Below are 18,206 nucleotides of genomic sequence, written 5' to 3'. Positions count from 1 at the left end.
ACGCTCGTCCAGATGCGGCAGCAACACCGCGAACTTCTCCGCCAGGACCTCCTCGGTCCCTTCCACCCCCGGAACCCTACCCCCACAGAGCATGGTCAAAAGCAGAAGTTATTTTCCGGCAACTCCCAGGGCTCCGGCACGCTCGCGGTTTGACGGGTAGACCGGGTCAGATCTGATTTGGTGTGGGTCGGGCTGGTAGTGGTTGGTTCGTGCGGGTGGTCCGGTGGGACCACGTGTCGTTCACAGAAAAGCAGGCACGCCGCTTGTAGATCACGGAGGTGTCTTATGTCTTCGTGGTCTGGAGTGCGGCGTGCCTGTGGGCGTATTGTCGCGCGCCGCGGCCGAGATGCGCCCTCGCCCTCACCGGTGCTACGTGCACGCACGCCACAGCGTCCTACTTCCACTCCCGCGTCCGCGGCCAATGGGGCATCGAAAATGAGATCCACTACATTCGCGATACTGCCTGGCGTGAGGACGACGATCCGACCTACACCGGGAACACGAATCACGCTTTCGCGAGCCTCCGGAACCTGACCATCGGAATCCTCCGCCTCAACGGCAGGAGGAAAATCAAGGAAACCCTGGAGGAGATCGCCGCCGATCGCAACGTGACGCTCGACCTCCTCGTCACAGCCTGTAGCGAATCAAAACAGTGAGCTACCTCGCCGGAGCCCTGGGAAACACCCCTGTTCGAGCCCTGGCGGGCCTGCGGGTGACTCGCAACGCCACCGGTGGGTTCGAGCGCTCGTCGCAACACTCCCGCCAGACGAGGGGTGTGGAGATGGGACGCCGTGGGCGGAAACGGCAGTCGGAGGTCGAGACCGAGCACTGGAGGCTGGCGCTGTCGGGGTGGGGACGGCGGCGGATCGCGACGCTGCGCGAGCAGAGCCACAGCATCCGGGAGATCGCCCAACGGCTCGGGCGGACGGCGTCGACGGTGGGTCGGATTGTGGAGCTAACGCACCACAATAAGAACCGCTCGGTCTTGGTTCAGGATCCCGAAATCACCATCCGCCCGGTCTCCAAGCGGCTCCTGACCAAGGACAATGCTGGGTGAGCGCCGGGCTCGCAACATCATCGATTGAACCGAACGCGTGTTCCGCAGGTCTGGTGGGTCCGGACGCCCCGCTCCGTCCGGTGATCGCGATCGCAGGCATGGTCGAGCTGAGGCCTCTCAGCTCCGACGTCGGCGACCGCGTCATCGGTCGCGCGTACCGTCCGCGTCGGAGCTGGTGCTGAGCCGGGGTGCGGTGGCGCTCCAGTACGGCTCGGCGCAGGGCGATCCTGGGTTGCGTGCGCGGATCTGTGACGTGATGACGATGGAGGCCATCACCGACGCCCATCCGGACAACGTGGTGGTGACCGCCGGGTCGCAGCAGGCGCTGGACCTGCTCACCCGTGTGTTCATCGATCCCGGCGACGTCGTGGTCACCGACGGGCCGACCTACGTGACGGCGATCAACACGTTCGCGGCGTACCAGGCACGGATCGTGCACGTTCCAATGGACGGCGATGGCCTGCGGTCCTCATCCCTTGACGGCCTCTGCGATCTGCCGGGCGGCCTGGGCGGCCGTGAGGTGCGTGGTGTCGACGACCTCGGCGGCGCCGTGCAACCAGGGGCGGGCTGCCTCGGCGTAGGGCTCAAGGTGGCCGAGACGGAACGGGGAGACAGCATGCTCGCCCAGGATGCGCCCGTGGAGGACGTCTTGGTCGGCATGGAGGACGAAGTGCCGAACCGGGATGTCATGGTGCGCGAGGCCCGTGCTGATCTCGCGCCAGTACTGCTCAACCAGGACCGTCATCGGCATCACCAGGATGCCGCCGGTGTAGTCGAGCACGCGCCGGGCAGTCTCGACGACGAGCGGGCGCCACGGCGGCCAGTGCTGGAAGTCGTCCGTCGCGGGCAGGCCCGGCGAGATGTCCATGAGCGTCTCGCCCACCTTCTCGGCGTCGAACACCCGTGAGTCCGGAATCAGCTGCTGCACGAGGGCGCTGGTCGCCGTCTTGCCTGCGCCGAGGGTGCCGTTGAGCCATACGATCACGGGGCCCGATGCTTACCCGTCCTGCCGGCTCTGCCCCGGACAGCTCGTCCGCTGAGCGACTGTGGTGTGGCCGTTCCGGACTCTCTGTCGCACCTGGCGACCATGATCGTCGGTGTCGTAGTCACGTTGATGCTCTTCTTCGACTTCGGGAACATGCTCGCGCTCGGGCCGGTCTGGCGGCCAGTACGTCCAATACCCAGGCAGGGTTGCCCTCGGTCAGTGCGGCTGGTCGAGTTGGCCTGCGATGAGTGGGAACTCTGCTTTGAGGAGCATCAGCAGTTGCTCCTGGAACTCCCGCAGCGCGATCGTGGCGATTCGCCACACGATTGGCCGGTCGACCTCGAAGTATGCGTGAATGGCGATGTTGCGGAATCCTGTGACGGACCGCCACGGCAGCTCGGGCCAGCGCCCGCGGATCTCGGGGGAAACACGTCCAGCCGCCTCGCCGATCACCAGGAGTTTCTGGAGGACGGCGCTCTGGATCAGATCGCTCTCCAGGAAGGCGGCCTCGTCGACTCACTGGACGAACGCCGTCGCGGCGACCACGGCTTCGATCATGTCACGAGGTAGAGCTCGTCACGCCGCATAGAGGACCCTGGCCTCCGCGAGTACCTGGTCGCGGATGACCCACTTCAGCCGGGACTTGGGCACCAGGTCGACGTGACGACCGACGATCTTTTCGAGTTCGTCTCGGAGGTCGACGATCTCGAAGCCAAGCGTCGAGTCGGGCGCCAGCACGTACAGCAGGTCGACGTCCGAATCGTCGGTGTCGTCGCCGCGAGCCACCGAGCCGAAGACGGACAGTTCGGCGACGCCGTAACGCCGGCACACCTCGGCGATCCGGCCGTCGCGAAGGTCGATGGCCACACCGCACATTATCGCCTGCGACTGCCACGACATCGCCTGCGATTGCGACTGCCACGACCGCATCGCACAGGCCTGCCTCTGTCGGGTACGCAGGCAGGCACATCATGCGCCTGGCCATGGGCGCTTCTGGGTTGCGGTACATGGTCCGCCGCCACGAGACGAGTGCTCAGCGATCACCGCGGGCCGGCCAGAGCGTCAAGAGCTGCCGGCCAGCCCGCGGCCTCGACTCACCGGCACCAGCCGGTCGCGGGCGCGTCCGGGAGGACGGTCTCCATCTGCCAGAACCGGCGGGTGAGGTAGGCGTCTCACCCGGCAGGTATCATCATTCTTCTAAAGTGCTAGGAACCTAGTGAATTGAGACGCTAGATGATCCAGTTCCATCTGGACCAGCGGTCAGGGCTCTCGCCGTACCTGCAGCTGGTCCGCCAGGTGCGGCAGGCGCTGCGGCTGGGCCTGCTACGTGAAGGCGATCAGCTCCCCACGGTCAAGGAGGTGGTGGCGCTGCTGGCGATCAATCCCAACACGGTGCTCAAGGCCTACCGAGAGCTCGAACACGAGGGTCTGGTGGCTGCCCGGCCAGGGATCGGCACGTTCGTGACGGCGACGCTCATCGACGCCTCGCTCGCCGCGCACGGCCCGCTTCGCCAGGAGCTGCGACGCTGGCTGATCAAGGCCCGCAACGCCGGCATGGACGACGAGAGCATCGAAGCCCTCTTCATGACAACCTTCCGGACCGCCGTTCAGGAGGACATAGCGTGACCGTCGCGATGCAGGCCCAGTCGCTGGGCAAACGGTACGGACGGCGCTGGGCGCTGTCGGACTGCACCCTGGACATCCCGGTCGGGCACGTCGTGGGACTGGTCGGTCCGAACGGAGCCGGCAAGTCCACACTGCTGAATCTGGCCAGTGGCCAGCTGGCACCCACCACGGGCACCATCACGGTGCTCGGCGGCCGGCCTGGCTCCGGCCCCGCGCAACTGGCCAAGGTCGGTTTCGTCTCGCAGGACACCCCACCTATGCCGCGTTGAGCGTCGCCGACCATCTGAAGCTGGGCGCCCGTCTCAACCCCGGGTGGGACGACGGACTGGCCCGGGAACGGCTCCGCCGGCTCGGCCTTGATCTCAGCCTCCGGGCCGGCGAGCTGTCAGGCGGGCAGCGCTCCCAGCTCGCCCTCACCCTGGGTATCGCCAAACGGCCCGAGCTGCTGATTCTGGACGAGCCGGTGGCCGCGCTGGACCCGCTCGCCCGCCGCGAGTTCCTGCAGAGCCTCCTGGAGGCCGTCGCCGAGCAGGGGCTCAGCGTGGTGCTGTCGTCCCATCTGGTGTCCGACCTGGAACGGGCGTGCGACTACCTGGTGGTGCTCGTCGACTCGCGGGTCCAGGTAGCAGGCGAGATCGAGGACCTCCTGGCCACCCACTACCGGCTCACCGGCCCACGTCGTGCCCCTGACCGGCTTCCCGCCCACCAGAACGTCATCACCGCCAGCCACACCGACCGGCAGAGCACCTTCGTCATCCGGACCGACACCCCGGTCCACGACCCCTCCCACACCGTCAGCCAGCTCGGCCTGGAGGACCTCGTCCTGGCCTACATGAGCTCACCCGGCACCGACCGCGGCCGCAGCCCCATGATGGCGGTAGTCCGATGATCTGGCTGACCTGGCGCCAGTTCCGCGCCGCGGCCACGGCGGTGTTCGCCGCACTCGGCGTTCTCGCCATCCTGCTCGCCCTGCCAGGCCCGGGCCTGGCAGACAACTGTTCCGACGGGATCGCCGCGTGCACAGCCCAGGGCGGCGAATGCTCCGACTTCGCGCGGCGCTTCTTCGACGAGCACGAGAAAGCCTTCCTCGGAGTCAGCGCGGTCGCGCTGCTCCTGCCAGCCGTCATCGGGCTGTTCTGGGGAGCTCCGCCGGTCGCCCGTGAGCTCGAGGCCGGCACGCACCGGCTGGTGTGGAACCAGAGCATCACCCGCACCCGCTGGCTGGCCGTCAAACTCGGTCTCGTCGGCCTGGCGGCGACGACCGCGGCCGGGGTGGGCACCCTGGCAGTGACGTGGTGGGCCAGCCCGATCGACAGGACCGCCGACGGAAGCTACGCACGGATCTCGCCGCTGCTGTTCGCCGCGCGCGGCATCGTCCCTGTCGGATACGCGGCCTTCGCGTTCGTTCTCGGCGTCACGGCCGGGCTGCTGATCCGCCGCACCCTCCCCGCGATGGCCGTCGCCCTCGCCGCCTTCGTCGCCGTCCAGATCGCCATGCCGCTACTTGTCCGGCCGCACCTCGCCGAGCCGGTCCGCTCGAACACGGAGATCTCCGAGTCGAACTTCCAGAACGTCCTCACACCACAGGACGGCGGATCCCCGCAGGTGACACTGGGGACACCCCAGACCGAGGACTGGATCCTGTCCACTCGCATCGTCGACGCGTCCGGAGGCGCCCCTGACGCGATCGCACTCTCGCCGTCAGGGGCCTGCGGCCAGCACCCGGACTCGACACCACCGGTCATCGAGGAGTGCTTCGCCGAGATCAACCGGCTCGGCTACCGACAGCAGGTCACCTACCACCCAGCCAGCCGCTTCTGGCCATTCCAGTGGTACGAGACCGGGATCTACGCCGCCCTCACGCTCGCCCTCGCCGGACTCTCCTTCCGGTGCATCCGACGCCGCCTGTCCTGACCCGGCAGACTGCCGGACCCACCGACACCGTCCACACCAGCGCTGGTGAAGGCGCTGTCGCTGTACTCCCCCGTCCGCAGCCAGCGATGGGCAGATCTGTTGCACGACGCGGTGGCGGCGCTCGTCATCGCCGCTCGCGGTCACCGGCAAGCTGGCGTAATCGTGAAAGGCGGCGGCGTTTCGCCTGGTCAAGAGCCCATCCCCAGCGGACGGGCCCCTTTCCAGCGGCGTGGAGCTGGGGGGCTCGAACCTCGCCCGAACACCCCCGGCCCACAGGGCAATCGCGCACGTCGGGGTCCGGGGGCTCGGCCCCCGGGCAGACATAACGAAGACGCCCCCATGCCTTCTACGAAGGCATGGGGGCGTCCAAGTCGAGTGGAGGTGAGGGGACTCGAACCCCTGGCCTCCTCCGTGCGAGGGAGGCGCTCTACCAGGCTGAGCTACACCCCCTGGAAGCAACTGAAGCTTACAGCACGCCGGATGGGAGTGGGTGGGCGCCCTCGCTGGCCGGCTGGCGATCCGTCTGGCGGACGATCCGGCCGCCGTCCCAGCCGGCCGGGTCAGCCTGAACCAGCGGCCACGGCGTGCTGGGCAGGACGGCGAAGACCGGTGGGCTCGCCGCGTCGGGGATCTCGTCGAGCTCGGCGGCGAGCCCGGCGACCAGCAGCATGTTCTCGAACAACGACGCCGCCTCGGCCGTCCGGAGCAGCCCGGCCTCGTGGCCGCGCCAGCCGCGGCTGCGCGCGCCGTCGAGGACTATCTCCGCGTCCGGTTCCACGGCGCCGTCCTCGCCGTCCGCCACGAAGACGAGGCGGCCCTTGGCGGGAACGGTGCCGTCGCGCAGCGGGCGGCGCTCCCACAGTTCCAGGGACTCCTCGGGCGCCCAGTTCTCGTCCCGCAGCGGTGTCTGCCAGGCCGCTCGGCCGGGCCGGTAGACCGCGAGCCGGACGCGGACGCCACGGCAGCGGAAATGCAGGCCCGTGCCGTCGGCCGCGACGGCTCTCACATCCACGGGAATGGCGCTGCTCGCCGGGCACATGACGAATCCCCGGTCCCGCAGCCGGGCGAGCCAAGATTCGAACATCAAGACCGGATCTCTCCTCCTGCCGCGGGCTGTCCCCGCCGGCGCCTCGCCCCGGCTGGCCCACGTCTCGCCGGCGTTCCGGAGCCCGCCCAGGGGCGCGGACGGGCGCGCGACAGGCGGGGCCGGAAGGAGACACCGACGGCGCGACACCGGGACGCACCGATGAACGAACACGGAAGGACACATCGCCGGAGTGCGAGCGCGGGCATCGGCCCGCGGTGAGCTCCGGGAGGTTGGCACGTGATCACGTGCCCCGCGTGGGCTCAGGCCGCTGGCCGGCCAGGCGGGAGGAACGTGATCCGGAGGCCCCTCACGCCCCGGCCCGCCGGGTGGAACCGGATCGGGCGACGCCGGGCGGCCGTTCGAGGTTCGGGCGCGGCGTCAGTGGGCGCGAGGGCAGGGACAACACCGCGGACAGGCAGCCAGGGCCCCGGCACGCCGACGAGCGGTGGCGGGGGTGGTCTGCGAGCGGAGTGTCACGAGGCCATTATGCACGCGGACCGGGCCCCCGGCCGGACGCGACCCGGCCCGTCAGCGCCCGCCGACGCCCGGCGGCGCCGGCTCGCCGCGGGCCATCACCGCCGGCCTGGACGTCTCCGGTTCCGGCGGCCGATCAGCCGCCGGAACCTGTAGCCGGAGTCACCCACACGGCGGTGCCGGGCACCGGCCGGTGCCCGGCAGTCCAGCCACCGACGGCCAGCCGCTGGTGGCCGGCCGGCGACTGTCGGCCGCTGGTGGTCAGCTACCGACGGCGTGCCGCCGGAGCAGGGTCTCGAGCTCGTCCGGTGCCTGGGCGACGGCCGCCGGCCCGGTCGCCTCGGTCGCCGCGACCGCCTCGCTCTGGCCCGCGGTCGCCGCGGCGGGCGGAATCAGGCCGCCGTGCGTTCCGGGTGGGTTGACCTGGACGCGTCCGGGACGCGAGGTGTTCGGCCGCGCCCCGGGGCGCGGGACGGGACGGGACGCGCCGCCGGAGCGGGGTGCCGCGGGCCCGGCGGCGCCACCGTAGCCGCGCGCGACCTGGTCGCCGGCCTCGTACCCGGCCTGCTCGGCGTATCCGGCCTGCTCGGCGTATCCGGCCTGCTCCGTGTATCCGGCCTGCTCGGCGTAGCCCGCCGCCCCGGCGTGAGCGGCGTAACCGGCAGCCTCGCCGTAGCCAGCCGCCTCGGCGTAGCCGGCCTGCTCCGCGTACCCGGCCTCCTCGGCGTAGCCGGCCTGCTGGGCGTACTCGACGTACCCGGCCTGGTACTCGACGTGCCCCGGGTACTCGGTGTACTCGGCCTGGACGGCGTACTGGGCGTACTCGGTCCGCGCGGCGTCACCGGCGGGCGCCGGGTAGGCCGCCGCAGCGTCGTAGCCCAGCTGCTCCGCGTTGACGTACTCGACGTACTCGACGTACTCGACGTCACCGGAGGCGTCGCGGCGGGCCGTGTACTCGGCGTACTCGGGCTGGTGGCCGGGGTGGGCGCCCTCTGCCGCCGGCGACGAGGACGCTGCCGCGTCCGCCTCGTAAGCGTCGTAAGCGTCGTGGGCCTCGTAAGCGTCGTGGGCGTCGTGGGCGTCGCCGGGGTGGGCCGGGTCGTCGCCCTCCGCCTCGTCGTCGCCCGCGCCGCCACGGTGGCCATCAGCCCCGTCTGTGGCGTGCGCCTGGTCGGCGACGGAGCCGAGGTCGACGGTCTCGGCCCGCGCGTGCGCGAGGTCGTCGGCGGTGAGGGTCTCGGCCGGGCCTCCGGCGGAGAACCGCACCGGGGAGTACTCGGTGCCGCGTGCCGCGCCGCCCGCCCAGGAGGCGGAGCCCGGGGCGTGCTCCCGCGCACCGCCGGTCCAGCCGCGGATGCCGCCGTAGGCGCGGACGGCGCGCTCGGCGGCGATCCGCCGGTCGAGCGCGGCCCGGGAGCGCACCACCCGGCGGTGCGCCTGCGCGGACCGGCGCAGGTGCAGGACATACCCGGCGGCGGCGACGTCGACGGCGAGGTGGACGATCATCCACATGCCGCCGAGCGTGGCTGCGAGGATGACGCTGATCGGCAGCGCGGTGAGCAGGACGAAGAGCCGCTGCCGCCGCTGCCGGACGAGCGCCGTGCGATCGGCCTGCGCCGCGCGGACCGCCCGGTCGGCGGGGACACGACGCGGCACACCCGAGGTCGGCCCGAACAGCCGCGGGGGCGCATCAACGTCCCCTGGCGTGCCCGGCGCCCCCGCCGAGCGGCCGTCCGCGAAGTCATCCATCCCGTCGAGGTCCATCCCGTCGGCGTGTTCCAGGCCGTGGACGCCGTCCGTCCCGTCAACGCCGTCGAGGTGCTCGAGCCCGTCCAGGTGCTCGAGATCGTCCATGGGGTCGAGGTCGTCGGCCAGGTCCGTGCGGGGGTGCGCGTCCGTGCCGGTGCCCGCGGGAAATGCCGCCGCGCCGGAAGTCTCCGGAGAGGTCGGGGCGGCCGCGGAATTCACCCCGGCCCGGGTATCCGCCGGGTCGGCCGCGCCGAGCTGCCCCGTGCCGGGACCTTCGCCGGAGCGCGATCGCGCCATCCCTGCCGCCTCCTGTGCCACCGCCGGCGAGCCCTCGGACGGGGCCCGCGTCAGCGGGCCCGTGCCGGCGCGCGGTGAGCCGCGCCGCGAGAGCACCCGCATGGCGGTGGAGAAGCGGTCCGCGGACCGCTGTTCCACCGCCGAATCATGGTGACGCAGCCACATGGGGATGAGTACGAAGCCCCATACGGCAACGATCGCCAGCCAGATGAGCGCACTCACGCGGTCACGCTCCGCAATGTTCCTGGGACGTCGTTCGGCGACCTGACGCCGTTCGGCCGACGCGAGCCGTTCGCGATGCCGGCGGGGCCGGCTGGGCATCCCTCAGGGCGGCCGGGGCGAGAGGACCTGGCCCCCGCCCGCCCGCCGCGAGCCGGGCGCGGATCGGACGCGCCAGGCGCGGCATGCGCGAGCGAGCAGACCATCTGGACGCCTCTTCTCGATGTCGTCGTTTACGATTCCGTGCTCGACGCTAGTGAGCGGAATGCGCGCGGTCACCGACCGGAAGCCCGCGTGTCGCACTCGTCGGCGAGGTTCACCGGGTGGCCGTCCACTGTCAATCCGAGGTGATACCGATGTGGGCTGGGTGATACTCCCCCCGTCCGGGTGGGCAGGTCACACTACGAGCACCCAACGTAACGCCGAGCAGGTTGAGTGACGACCCAAGCGGCCCGAGTGGGCCACGGCGAGCACCAGCGACACCGCGCGGGCACGCCGAAGGCGACCCGAACGGCACGCGTTGGACGTCCGAACGGACCGCGAACCGCCCCCTGAAGAGGGGCCTGGGCGACGCCGGAAACCCCGCTAACGGGCACTGGACAAAGAGACCACCGGCACCGACGACGCCGGGGCGAAAGCCTGTGCCGTAAGCCTGCTCAGGAGGAGGGCGAACGGGTGCGGCTCCAGCGGGCCAGCAATCCCCCGGGGACGTCCTCGGTCGTCAGTGCATAGCCGATATGGTCGCGGTACCGACCGTCGATCGCGAGAAATCTGCGGTGCAGGCCCTCCTCGCGGAAGCCCAGCTTCACCAGCATCCGGCGGCTGGCCGCGTTCTCCGGGCGGACGTTGGCCTCCAGCCGGTGCAGCCCGACCGGGCCGAAACAGTGGTCGGTGACCATCGCCAGCGCTGTCGGGGCGATGCCACGGCCGGCGTGCGCGCCGTCCACCCAGTAGCCGACCTGGCCGTTGTTGAACGCCCCGCGCACGATCGTCGACACTGTGAGCTGCCCCACCAACCGTCCGTCGACGGCGATGGCGAACGGGAGCGCCGCGCCCACCCGGGCCTGTGCCCGCAGCCGCTGGAGCATCTGCGTGTAGACGCCGATGGTCTGGCGCTCGTTCCAGGTGGCCCGCACCGACGCCGAGCCCGGCGAGGTGGCCTCCCACGGAGCGAGCCAGTCGGCGTTGCGCGTGCGGACCTCGACCCAGGTCGGGGCGTCACGCAGGCGCATGGGCCGGACGACGACGTCATCATGGCGCAGGGTGACCGGCCAGCCGGGCGCTCTCACGCCGGTGTGCCCCCGGTGGACGCGGGCGGGTGGGGCGCCGTACCCGACGGGCCGCCGGAGCGGTCGGTGCCGCCGGAGTGGTCGGTGTCGCCTCGCAGCTGCGCGATCGCGTGCGCGACGACCGGGGCGAGGACCGCGGCGCCGTCGCGCACTCCCCCGGTCGAGCCGGGCAGGTTCACGACCAGGGTCGTTCCGACGGTGCCGACGAGGCCACGGGAGAGGACCGCGGTGGGCACCTTGAGCCGCCCGGCCGCCCGCAGCGCCTCGGCCAGCCCGGGCACCTCTCGGTCAAGCAGGTCCCTTGTGGCCTCCGGTGTGACGTCCCGCGGCCCGAGACCGGTTCCCCCGGTGGTCACCACCAGGTCGATCCCGGCGTCGACGGCCGCGCGCAGGGCCGCGGTTATCTCCGCCCGCTCGTCTGGGACCACGACCGGCGCGGGCACGTCGAAGCCCATCCCGACCAGGGCGTCGACCAGCAGCGGGCCCGAGCGGTCGGGATAGGCGCCGCGGTGGGCGCGGTCGGACACCGTCACGACCCGCGCCCGAACCCCTGCCGGCAGCCCGGAGGCGCCGCTCACGACGGCCCGGCCCCGTCTCCCGGCGGCCCGGCGCCGTCGCGGTGCCAGTCCCCGGACTTCCCGCCGGTCTTGGCGACGACCCGGACCTCGGTCAGCTCGGCCAGCGGGTCCACCGCCTTCACCATGTCGTGCAGCGTCAACCCGGCGACCGCGACCGCGGTCAGCGCCTCCATCTCCACCCCGGTCCGGTCGGCGGTGCGCACCGTGGCGGTGATCTCCACCCCGTGGTCGACCACGGTCAGCTCCACCTTGACCCCGGAGACGGCGATCGGGTGGCAGAGCGGGATCAGGTCCGGGGTGCGCTTGGCGCCCATGATCCCGGCGATGCGGGCCACGGCGAGCGCGTCACCCTTGGGCACCCCCGCGCCGCGCAGCAGCTCGACGACGTCCGGTGAGGTGCGCAGGCAGCCGGCGGCGGTCGCCGTGCGCGCCGTGACCTCCTTCGCCGAGACGTCGACCATCCGCGCCGCGCCCCGGTCGTCGACGTGGGTGAACCGCCCGGGACCGGTCACCCGCGGGCCTCACCGAACGGGCCGGCCCACTCGGGCTCGGGCAGCAGCACCGCGGGAAGCTTCGTGCCTGCGGGCACCTCGGTGACCTCCTCGGGGACGACGAGCAGCGCGTGGGCCGAGGCCAGCCCGGACATCTGGTGGGCGCCCTGCCCCCCGGCGGACGTCGCGACCAGCTCCCCGGTGTCGTCACGTTCGAGACGGACCCGGGGAAAGGTACGCCTTCCGGCCGCGGACTGCATAGTCTCGCTCACCCGGACGGTGACGGTGCCGGTGGCCGGCTGCCGCCAGCTCGCGCCCCCCGGGCCCGCCGGCAGGCCGCGCATCCGCCGCAGCGCCGGCCGGACGAACAGCTCGAACGACACCAGGGCGCTCACCGGGTTACCCGGAAGGGTGAAGACGGGCACGCCACCGACGACACCGAAGCCCTGCGGCTTGCCGGGCTGCATGGCGATGCGCTCGAACCGGATCTCGTCGGACTTGCTCAGGACCTGCTTGACGACGTCCCTCGCACCGACGCTGATCCCGCCGGTGGTGATCAGGACGTCGGTGCTGCGCAGCAGCTCGTCGAAGGTCGCGCCGAACTCGTCGGGGTCGTCCGACACCCCGTCGACCCGGCGGACGAGCGCCCCCGCCTCGTGCGCCGCGGCGGCGATGGCGTGGCTGTTCGAGTCGACGATCTGGCCCGGCCCGAGCGGGGTGCCGACCTCGACAAGCTCGCTGCCGGTGGACAGAACCGCCACCCGCGGACGCGGGTGGACCGCCGGCCGGGCGACGTTGACGGCCGCCAGCAGGCCGATCTGCGCGGCGCCGAGCACGGTGCCCGCGGCGAGCACGAGGTTGCCGGGCGCGATGTCCTCCCCGGCACGGCGGATGTGCAGCCCGCGGCGCGGCGCCTGGTTGATCCGAACCGTCTCGATGCCGCCGTCCGTCCACTCGAGCTGGACGATCGTGTCGGCGCCCTTCGGGAGCGGGGCACCGGTCATGATCCGTACGACGGTGCCCGGGGCGAGCGGCGCGGGTGACACCGGGCCGGCCATGATCTCGCCGGCCACGGGGAGCGTCACCGGGTTGTCCTCGCTGGCCTCGGCGACGTCCGCGGCGCGGGCGGCGTAGCCGTCCATCGCGGAGTTGTCGAAGCCCGGGACGGCCACCGTCGCCCGCACGTGCGCCGCGAGCACGCAGCCGTGCGCCTCGCGCAGCGCCGTCCGCCGCGGCGACATGGGGTGGATTGCGGCGATAATGTCCGATGCGTGCTGGTCTACCGTTTTCACAGGCACCCGTCCCGTTCTTTACACTTCTGTTCAGGCCATATAGCCTTCGTGTCAGCGGTGTGCCGGGCAGCAGGCCATGACGGCCGGCGAGTGAGCTCTCGACAGCCGTTGACCCGCGGGCGGTTCCTCGCCTGACGTGGCGACTTCAGGGCCAACATGTCAGGAGCCTGGACATTTCCGCGCGAAGACGCGCGTCCAGTCTGCCCGAAGGTGCCGATGCGCCCAAGCAAGGGCCCCGAGAAATTCCTGACCTGTCCTTCGCCGCGCAGGCCTGGTCACTTTTCGTCAGTGCGGCACGTCACCGGCGGACAAGGTGCGCTCCATCAGGAGCATCATCCAGGAGCACCGTCGGTTGAGCCCGCTCGGAGCGGCCCCGTCAGGTAAGCCCGTCGGCGTCCGCCCTCGGGACAGGCAGGCCCACGGCCACCGCGGCCGCGGGCGAGCCCGCCCCGCCGGTCAGCATTCGGCCTTGGGACCGCCGGACGCCACGTACTCCTCCAGCCACGGGTAGAACTCCGGGCCGAGGTCCGGCCGTTCGCAGGCGAGCCGGACGACCGCCTTGAGGTAGTCGACCCGGTCACCGGTGTCATAACGGCGCCCGGTGAACACGACGCCGTGCACCGGAATCTCCGCGCCCGGGTCGGCGCCGGCCCGCTCCGCCAGCGTCCGCAGCGCGTCGGTCAGCTGGATCTCGTCCCCCCGGCCGGGCGGCGTGGCCCGCAGGACGTCGAAGATCTCCGCAGGCAGCACGTAGCGCCCGATGACGGCCAGGTTGCTGGGCGCCTCGTCCACCGGCGGCTTCTCGACCAGGTCGGTGATGCGCACCGTCCGGTAGCGCCCGCCGGACCCGCCCGCCGGGACCCGCTCCACCGAAGCCGCCGAGACCGCCGAGGCGGGAGCGGCCGAGGCGGGAGCGGCGGCCGCCGGAGCGATCGTCGCCACGCCGTACATGGAGACGGCCTCCTCGGGCACCTCCATCAGCGCGACGACCGCCCCGCCGTGCCGCTCCTGGACGGCGAGCATCTCGACCAGCAGCGGGTCACGCTCGTCGATGAGATCGTCCCCGAGCAGGACCGCGAACGGCTCGTCGCCCACGTGCGCGGAGGCGCACAGAACGGCGTGACCGAGCCCCCGCGGCGAGGGCTGACGGACGGAGTGGACCTCGGCCAGCTCGGCGGAGGCCCGGACGCGTTCGAGGCGAACCTTGTCGCCCTTGCGCTCAAGCGCGGCCTCGACATCCCCCTCCCGGTCGAAGTGGTCCTCGATGGCCTTCTTGGTGCGGCTCGTCACGAGCAGCACATCACGCAGGCCCGCGCGGGAGGCCTCTTCGACGACGTATTCGATGGCCGGCCTGTCGACGACAGGTAGCATCTCCTTGGGAACCGACTTCGTCGCGGGCAGGAACCGGGTCCCCAGACCCGCGGCGGGAATGACCGCCTTCGTCACTGGCATGGGCGAAACCTTAGTCGGGCGGGCATCCTCAGGGCACGACGGCGTACACACACAGGACATTCACAACTAGTGATCATCCGTGTTGGCCGTGAACCCGCATCCGCGTGAGGCATCGGGCCATCGTGGTCCCCGGCGGCACGGCGCACCCGACAGCCCCGCTCCGCTCACGGCGGGCCGCGCCCGGCCAAGACGGCTCCGGGACCGACCGTCCGCACCCGGTAAGTCACGCTCACCGACCTGTCGGGCGGGCCCGGCGGGTCCGCAGCGGGCAGATCTCCACGTGCGGGTCGATCACGGTACCGTGAGGCCTTCGCCAGCGGGATGTCGTGCCGGTGTCGTCTTTCGGATCACCATCGGCCGCATGGACAGCACGCCGGTGCGGAAAGCTCGAGGAGTCGGGTGGCGGGCCCAGCGCCCAGGTAACCGGGCCCGAGTGCGCTGAGGGTGGGGATGGCTGTGACCGGAGGTACCGTCACCGGCAGTGGCGTGGTGGGCCGGTCCGGCTCCGAACGGGATCCCGTGGGGCCGGCCGGGTCGGCGGCCGCCGACCTGGAGATCACCGGCTCCGCGGCCGGCTCGGGTTCCGCGGCCGGCTCGGGTTCCGCGGCCGGCTCGGGTTCCGGCGCTGATGGTTCCGGGGACGGTGCCGAGGCCGGTATCGCGGCCGGCCCCGGTTCCGGCCTCGGCACGAGACCCGGGCCGGTGCCCGCGTACACGCGGCCCGGAGCGCCACAGCCCAAGAGCGAGCTGCGCAGGCGGCTGCTCGCGCTGCGCCGGGCCGGCGTCCTGCCGGACCCGACCGTGCTGACCGAGCGGCTGCTCGCGCTGCCCGAGGTCACCGCCGCCTCCTGCGTCGCCGCCTACGTGGGGATGGCCGACGAGCCCGACACCGCCGAGATCCTCACCCGGCTGCGTGCCCGGGGCGTACGGGTGCTGCTGCCGGTCGTGCGCGCCGACCTCGACCTGGACTTCCGCGAGTTCGCCGGCACACTGATCCCCGGTGCGATGGGCACCCGGGAGCCACCGCCGAGCGCGCCGCTCGTCGAGCTCGCCAAGGCCGACGTCGTGATCGTGCCCGCCCTCGCGGCGGACGAGCGCGGCAACCGGCTCGGACGCGGCGGCGGCTCCTACGACCGCGCGCTGACCCGGGCCACCCCCGGGACCCCGGTGATCGCGCTGCTGAACGACCGCGAGCTGCTCGGGGACGTCCCGGCGAAGCCGCACGACCGGCCGGTGACCATCATCGTGACGCCGACCAGAATCGTCCGACCGGCACCGCTGTGACACCTGCTCCGGCAATCGGGAAGCCAGCGGGCCCGTCGAGGCGTTAGAGTTGGCAGTCCTTACCACCGAGTGCCAACTCCGGGAGGAGTCCGTGCCGACCTACCAGTACCGCTGCACCGCCTGCGGGCACGATCTCGAGGCCGTGCAGAGCTTCAGTGACGCGGCACTGACCGAGTGTCCTGCTTGCACGGGCCGGCTTCGGAAGGTGTTCAGCTCCGTTGGCCTCGTCTTCAAGGGCAGCGGCTTCTACAAGACCGACAGCCGGTCCGGGTCCTCGTCAGGCGTCCCGGCCCGGCCCAAGGATTCCGTGGGCTCGTCGGACGGCGACTCGTCCGCCAAGAGCGGCGCCGACGGCGGCTCCTCGGCCACCAGGTCGGACTCCACCGGCTCGTCCTCGGCCTCGGCCGGGTCCTCGTCGGGTGACGGCGGTTCGTCCAGCACGTCCAGCAGCACGGCCTCCAGCACCGCGGCGGCCTGACGGGGGCCGGGAACCGCCCCCGGCCCGCCTGTCACCTTTCACATGGGGCAGCCCCCGGCAGTTGCCGGGGGCTGCCCCATGCCCGTCTCCGGAGCTCGTCATCCGCCCCGGGCCACCGTCGCGCCGGTCAGCCGCGCGAGCTGGTCAGCCATACATACCGGTTCCGCCTGATCGCGTTCTTCCCCGCGCCGGCTTCCTCGGCCTGGCGGCCCGGTCCGGTGGGGCCGTCATCGACGTGAGCTGATACTCCTCACGGTGGGGTCGCCAGCGGAGTGAGTTGGCTCAACCACTCCATACGCCGCTGCGGCAACTCACTTCGGGGCGGACCCCGGCCGGCTCGGAGCGAGCCGTGGTGACGCCGGCCGCCGCGGCCCGGCCCGCCCGGCGGGGTGCCTCCCAGGCCAGGTGGCCACCGACCCACCGTCCCTCGAACCATGGGCCCGGGCCTGGTCACGCGCCCACGCCGCCGGGCCCCGCAGACCGTCCCCCCACCCCCGCAGCGTGCCCTCACCAGCGAGTTCGTGGTTCGCCGCCACGACTCCCGAGTGGCGCACCAGCTTGCGTGGCGACAACAAGATGGCTCGGCGGCAACGGACTGGCAGGCAATCAGCCGCATGGGCGGACCACCGAAGAGATTGGTGTACCCAATTAAACGGATTCAAGGACGTCCGGCTAATTGCGACCGGCAGCAGCGGAAGGAACCCTGCCGGCGCGCCCTCCGTCGCACGCGTTCAAGACGGCGGCGGCGTCACGCGACCGGTTACCGGAAGGCGCCCGGCCGCACTAACGGACCACCACGGCGAACTCGGGTACCGAATACCGTCGATCCACGAGATCGGAGACCGCGCTCCGCTTGAGCGGGTCGAATCACATACCCGGCGACACTTGTCGTGGGCGTTTCGGGCGTATTGCCCGTTTTTGCGATCAAGGCTCCCTGTGTACGGGATCCCTGACACCGCACGGCATCCCGGCCACCGCGACCGCGCCGGGATCAGCCGTACCTCGATCAGCCATACCGGCCGCGCATGCCACTACTGTTTGCGCCGCCGGTAGTGCTCCACGATCCAGGCGTCGACCTCACGCTTGCGCCAAACCCTGGTTCCTTTGGCCCCACTGCCGGCCGGCGCGTTGATGACCTGCAGAGGCTCCGGAAACTTGGCGTCCTTGCGAGTCCAGTAGTCCACGGCCTGTCGCGTGATCTTGAGTTGGAACGCGATGTCCCCGATGCCTACCAACTGCTCACCGTCGTCCACAGCGAACATCGTAACCACTTTGCTCTTGTCCAAGAACCTCGCTAGGGTCGTTTTTGCTTGTCGACAAATAATGGCCGAGGAGGAAACCATGCCCCCAGCAGACCCACCCGCAGCACATCCGTCGGCAGAGCACCGGCCGCGACGGCCGATCGGCGGCGACGAGATCCGTGAGCTGATAGACCGCGACGAGGCCTACGACGAGAATCCGTACGGCGAACCGCCGCTGCTGGTGGCCAGGTACCGGGCCTCGCTGCGGGCCGTCCTGGCCACCGAGCCCGCGGAGCCCGGCCTGTTCGAACGGGCCTGGTCCCAGCGGGAGCGCGACGCCTACCGCGCGGGCGGGCAGGCCACCCACCGCGTGATCGTCGGCGCGATGGCGGCGGCGCTTACCGCGACGCTCGCCGACCGCGCACCAGCCGACCGCGCGGCGGCCGCCGCCCGCCCGACCCGCCCGTGCGACGAGGCTCACCCCTAGGGTCTGTTCCAAGTTCGGATCATGGGGTTGGCAGGGTGCGTAGCCAGAGGATGGATCCGCGCAGGTGGAGTCCTGCGGCGTAGCTTTCGGGTGTCTTGTCGTAGCGGGTGGCCAGACCCCGCCATTCCTTGATCTTGTTGATGCCGCGCTCCACGGTGTTGCGGTCTTTGTAGAGCGTGGCGTCGTGGCTGACCGGGCGGCCTCCG

At 71.5% G+C, this 18,206-nt stretch carries 18 protein-coding genes, 1 tRNA gene and 3 pseudogenes; 9 read left to right on the top strand and 13 right to left on the bottom strand.

What is annotated here, in order from left to right:
- Positions 1-278: 278 nt before the first annotated feature.
- From FMEAI12_RS22305 to FMEAI12_RS22295, 3 genes and pseudogenes are all read left to right on the top strand, one after another.
- Positions 279-656 carry a hypothetical protein gene (locus FMEAI12_RS22305; RefSeq protein WP_200835376.1) on the top strand — a complete coding sequence of 126 codons (378 nt, stop codon included), beginning with the start codon at positions 279-281 and terminating at the stop codon, positions 654-656.
- The gene (locus FMEAI12_RS37295; RefSeq protein ID WP_200835375.1) at positions 653-1,057 is read left to right on the top strand and encodes a helix-turn-helix domain-containing protein; all 405 of its coding nucleotides are present in this window, start codon (positions 653-655) and stop codon (positions 1,055-1,057) included. Before FMEAI12_RS22305 ends, FMEAI12_RS37295 begins: the two co-directional genes overlap by 4 nt.
- Positions 1,058-1,223: 166 nt before the next feature.
- Positions 1,224-1,520 (top strand): annotated as a pseudogene (locus FMEAI12_RS22295) (aminotransferase class I/II-fold pyridoxal phosphate-dependent enzyme); the annotation flags it as partial.
- Positions 1,521-1,526: 6 nt separating this feature from the next.
- Here FMEAI12_RS22295 and FMEAI12_RS40105 read toward each other — a convergent pair.
- The 3 genes from FMEAI12_RS40105 to FMEAI12_RS22280 all read right to left on the bottom strand — a co-directional run bounded on the left by FMEAI12_RS40105 (position 1,527) and on the right by FMEAI12_RS22280 (position 2,909).
- On the bottom strand, positions 1,527-2,042 hold the full coding sequence (locus tag FMEAI12_RS40105; RefSeq protein WP_112107715.1) for an ATP-binding protein: 516 nt from the start codon (positions 2,040-2,042) through the stop codon (positions 1,527-1,529).
- A 216-nt stretch (positions 2,043-2,258) separates the two neighbouring features.
- Positions 2,259-2,495, bottom strand: a complete 237-nt coding sequence (locus tag FMEAI12_RS38500; protein WP_235014309.1) for a DUF86 domain-containing protein — start codon at positions 2,493-2,495, stop codon at positions 2,259-2,261.
- 123 nt (positions 2,496-2,618) lie between these two features.
- Entirely contained in the window at positions 2,619-2,909 is a 291-nt protein-coding gene (locus FMEAI12_RS22280) for a nucleotidyltransferase family protein (RefSeq protein WP_112107714.1), read from the bottom strand.
- A gap of 366 nt (positions 2,910-3,275) precedes the next feature.
- On the opposite strand from FMEAI12_RS22280, the gene FMEAI12_RS22275 reads away from it, so the two are divergent.
- From FMEAI12_RS22275 to FMEAI12_RS22265, 3 genes and pseudogenes are all read left to right on the top strand, one after another.
- A complete protein-coding gene (locus FMEAI12_RS22275) occupies positions 3,276-3,668 on the top strand; it encodes a GntR family transcriptional regulator (protein ID WP_112107713.1) in 393 nt (130 codons plus the stop codon).
- Positions 3,665-4,557 (top strand): annotated as a pseudogene (locus tag FMEAI12_RS22270) (ABC transporter ATP-binding protein). Before FMEAI12_RS22275 ends, FMEAI12_RS22270 begins: the two are co-directional and overlap by 4 nt.
- Complete coding sequence (locus FMEAI12_RS22265) at positions 4,554-5,582, top strand: ABC transporter permease (protein ID WP_112107712.1); 1,029 nt, start codon at positions 4,554-4,556, stop codon at positions 5,580-5,582. The pseudogene FMEAI12_RS22270 and the gene FMEAI12_RS22265 overlap by 4 nt, the downstream one beginning before the upstream one ends.
- 376 nt (positions 5,583-5,958) lie before the next feature.
- Here FMEAI12_RS22265 and FMEAI12_RS22260 read toward each other — a convergent pair.
- The 8 genes from FMEAI12_RS22260 to FMEAI12_RS22225 all read right to left on the bottom strand — a co-directional run bounded on the left by FMEAI12_RS22260 (position 5,959) and on the right by FMEAI12_RS22225 (position 14,510).
- Positions 5,959-6,032: transfer RNA gene (locus FMEAI12_RS22260), tRNA-Ala, on the bottom strand.
- A gap of 16 nt (positions 6,033-6,048) precedes the next feature.
- Positions 6,049-6,666, bottom strand: a complete 618-nt coding sequence (locus FMEAI12_RS22255; RefSeq protein ID WP_112107711.1) for a hypothetical protein — start codon at positions 6,664-6,666, stop codon at positions 6,049-6,051.
- A gap of 738 nt (positions 6,667-7,404) precedes the next feature.
- Positions 7,405-9,411: a gephyrin-like molybdotransferase receptor GlpR gene (gene glpR / locus FMEAI12_RS22250; protein WP_112107710.1), complete on the bottom strand. Its 2,007-nt coding sequence runs from the start codon at positions 9,409-9,411 to the stop codon at positions 7,405-7,407.
- Positions 9,412-10,064: 653 nt separating this feature from the next.
- Positions 10,065-10,697: a GNAT family N-acetyltransferase gene (locus FMEAI12_RS22245; RefSeq protein ID WP_020458344.1), complete on the bottom strand. Its 633-nt coding sequence runs from the start codon at positions 10,695-10,697 to the stop codon at positions 10,065-10,067.
- Complete coding sequence (locus FMEAI12_RS22240) at positions 10,694-11,275, bottom strand: molybdenum cofactor biosynthesis protein B (RefSeq protein ID WP_112107709.1); 582 nt, start codon at positions 11,273-11,275, stop codon at positions 10,694-10,696. The genes FMEAI12_RS22245 and FMEAI12_RS22240 overlap by 4 nt, the downstream gene beginning before the upstream one ends.
- Positions 11,272-11,787 (bottom strand): cyclic pyranopterin monophosphate synthase MoaC, encoded by a 516-nt coding sequence (gene moaC, locus FMEAI12_RS22235; protein WP_112107708.1) that lies wholly within the window; start codon positions 11,785-11,787, stop codon positions 11,272-11,274. The genes FMEAI12_RS22240 and moaC overlap by 4 nt, the downstream gene beginning before the upstream one ends.
- A complete protein-coding gene (gene glp, locus FMEAI12_RS22230; RefSeq protein WP_071060059.1) occupies positions 11,784-13,058 on the bottom strand; it encodes a gephyrin-like molybdotransferase Glp in 1,275 nt (424 codons plus the stop codon). Before glp ends, moaC begins: the two co-directional genes overlap by 4 nt.
- Before the next feature lie 456 nt (positions 13,059-13,514).
- Positions 13,515-14,510, bottom strand: a complete 996-nt coding sequence (locus FMEAI12_RS22225; RefSeq protein ID WP_112107707.1) for a UTP--glucose-1-phosphate uridylyltransferase — start codon at positions 14,508-14,510, stop codon at positions 13,515-13,517.
- Positions 14,511-14,960: 450 nt separating this feature from the next.
- Here FMEAI12_RS22225 and FMEAI12_RS22215 point away from each other — a divergent pair, with 450 nt between their 5' ends.
- Positions 14,961-15,794: a 5-formyltetrahydrofolate cyclo-ligase gene (locus tag FMEAI12_RS22215; protein WP_235014307.1), complete on the top strand. Its 834-nt coding sequence runs from the start codon at positions 14,961-14,963 to the stop codon at positions 15,792-15,794.
- A 91-nt stretch (positions 15,795-15,885) separates the two neighbouring features.
- Positions 15,886-16,272 (top strand): FmdB family zinc ribbon protein, encoded by a 387-nt coding sequence (locus FMEAI12_RS40100; RefSeq protein WP_112107706.1) that lies wholly within the window; start codon positions 15,886-15,888, stop codon positions 16,270-16,272.
- Positions 16,273-17,303: 1,031 nt separating this feature from the next.
- Here FMEAI12_RS40100 and FMEAI12_RS22205 read toward each other — a convergent pair.
- Positions 17,304-17,534 carry a hypothetical protein gene (locus tag FMEAI12_RS22205; protein ID WP_195905892.1) on the bottom strand — a complete coding sequence of 77 codons (231 nt, stop codon included), beginning with the start codon at positions 17,532-17,534 and terminating at the stop codon, positions 17,304-17,306.
- A 79-nt stretch (positions 17,535-17,613) separates the two neighbouring features.
- On the opposite strand from FMEAI12_RS22205, the gene FMEAI12_RS22200 reads away from it, so the two are divergent.
- Positions 17,614-18,000, top strand: a complete 387-nt coding sequence (locus tag FMEAI12_RS22200; RefSeq protein ID WP_020458333.1) for a hypothetical protein — start codon at positions 17,614-17,616, stop codon at positions 17,998-18,000.
- A gap of 19 nt (positions 18,001-18,019) precedes the next feature.
- Here FMEAI12_RS22200 and FMEAI12_RS22195 read toward each other — a convergent pair.
- Positions 18,020-18,206: pseudogene (locus FMEAI12_RS22195) on the bottom strand (IS5/IS1182 family transposase); the annotation flags it as partial.

It is taken from the genome of Parafrankia sp. Ea1.12, from assembly GCF_900465275.1.
Taxonomy (GTDB): domain Bacteria; phylum Actinomycetota; class Actinomycetes; order Frankiales; family Frankiaceae; genus Parafrankia; species Parafrankia soli.
The sequence above is the reverse complement of the archived record's forward strand: the minus strand, read 5'-3'. Positions and strand labels throughout refer to the sequence as shown.

Excerpts from the sequence above, each read along its gene's own strand:
- FMEAI12_RS22275 (WP_112107713.1), top strand. The coding sequence starts at position 3,276 with ATGATCCAGTTCCATCTGGACCAGCGGTCAGGGCTCTCGCCGTACCTG.
- FMEAI12_RS22265 (WP_112107712.1), top strand. The coding sequence starts at position 4,554 with ATGATCTGGCTGACCTGGCGCCAGTTCCGCGCCGCGGCCACGGCGGTG.
- FMEAI12_RS22255 (WP_112107711.1), bottom strand. The coding sequence starts at position 6,666 with ATGTTCGAATCTTGGCTCGCCCGGCTGCGGGACCGGGGATTCGTCATG.
- FMEAI12_RS22225 (WP_112107707.1), bottom strand. The coding sequence starts at position 14,510 with ATGCCAGTGACGAAGGCGGTCATTCCCGCCGCGGGTCTGGGGACCCGG.
- FMEAI12_RS22215 (WP_235014307.1), top strand. The coding sequence starts at position 14,961 with ATGGCTGTGACCGGAGGTACCGTCACCGGCAGTGGCGTGGTGGGCCGG.
- FMEAI12_RS22205 (WP_195905892.1), bottom strand. The coding sequence starts at position 17,534 with ATGTTCGCTGTGGACGACGGTGAGCAGTTGGTAGGCATCGGGGACATC.
- FMEAI12_RS22200 (WP_020458333.1), top strand. The coding sequence starts at position 17,614 with ATGCCCCCAGCAGACCCACCCGCAGCACATCCGTCGGCAGAGCACCGG.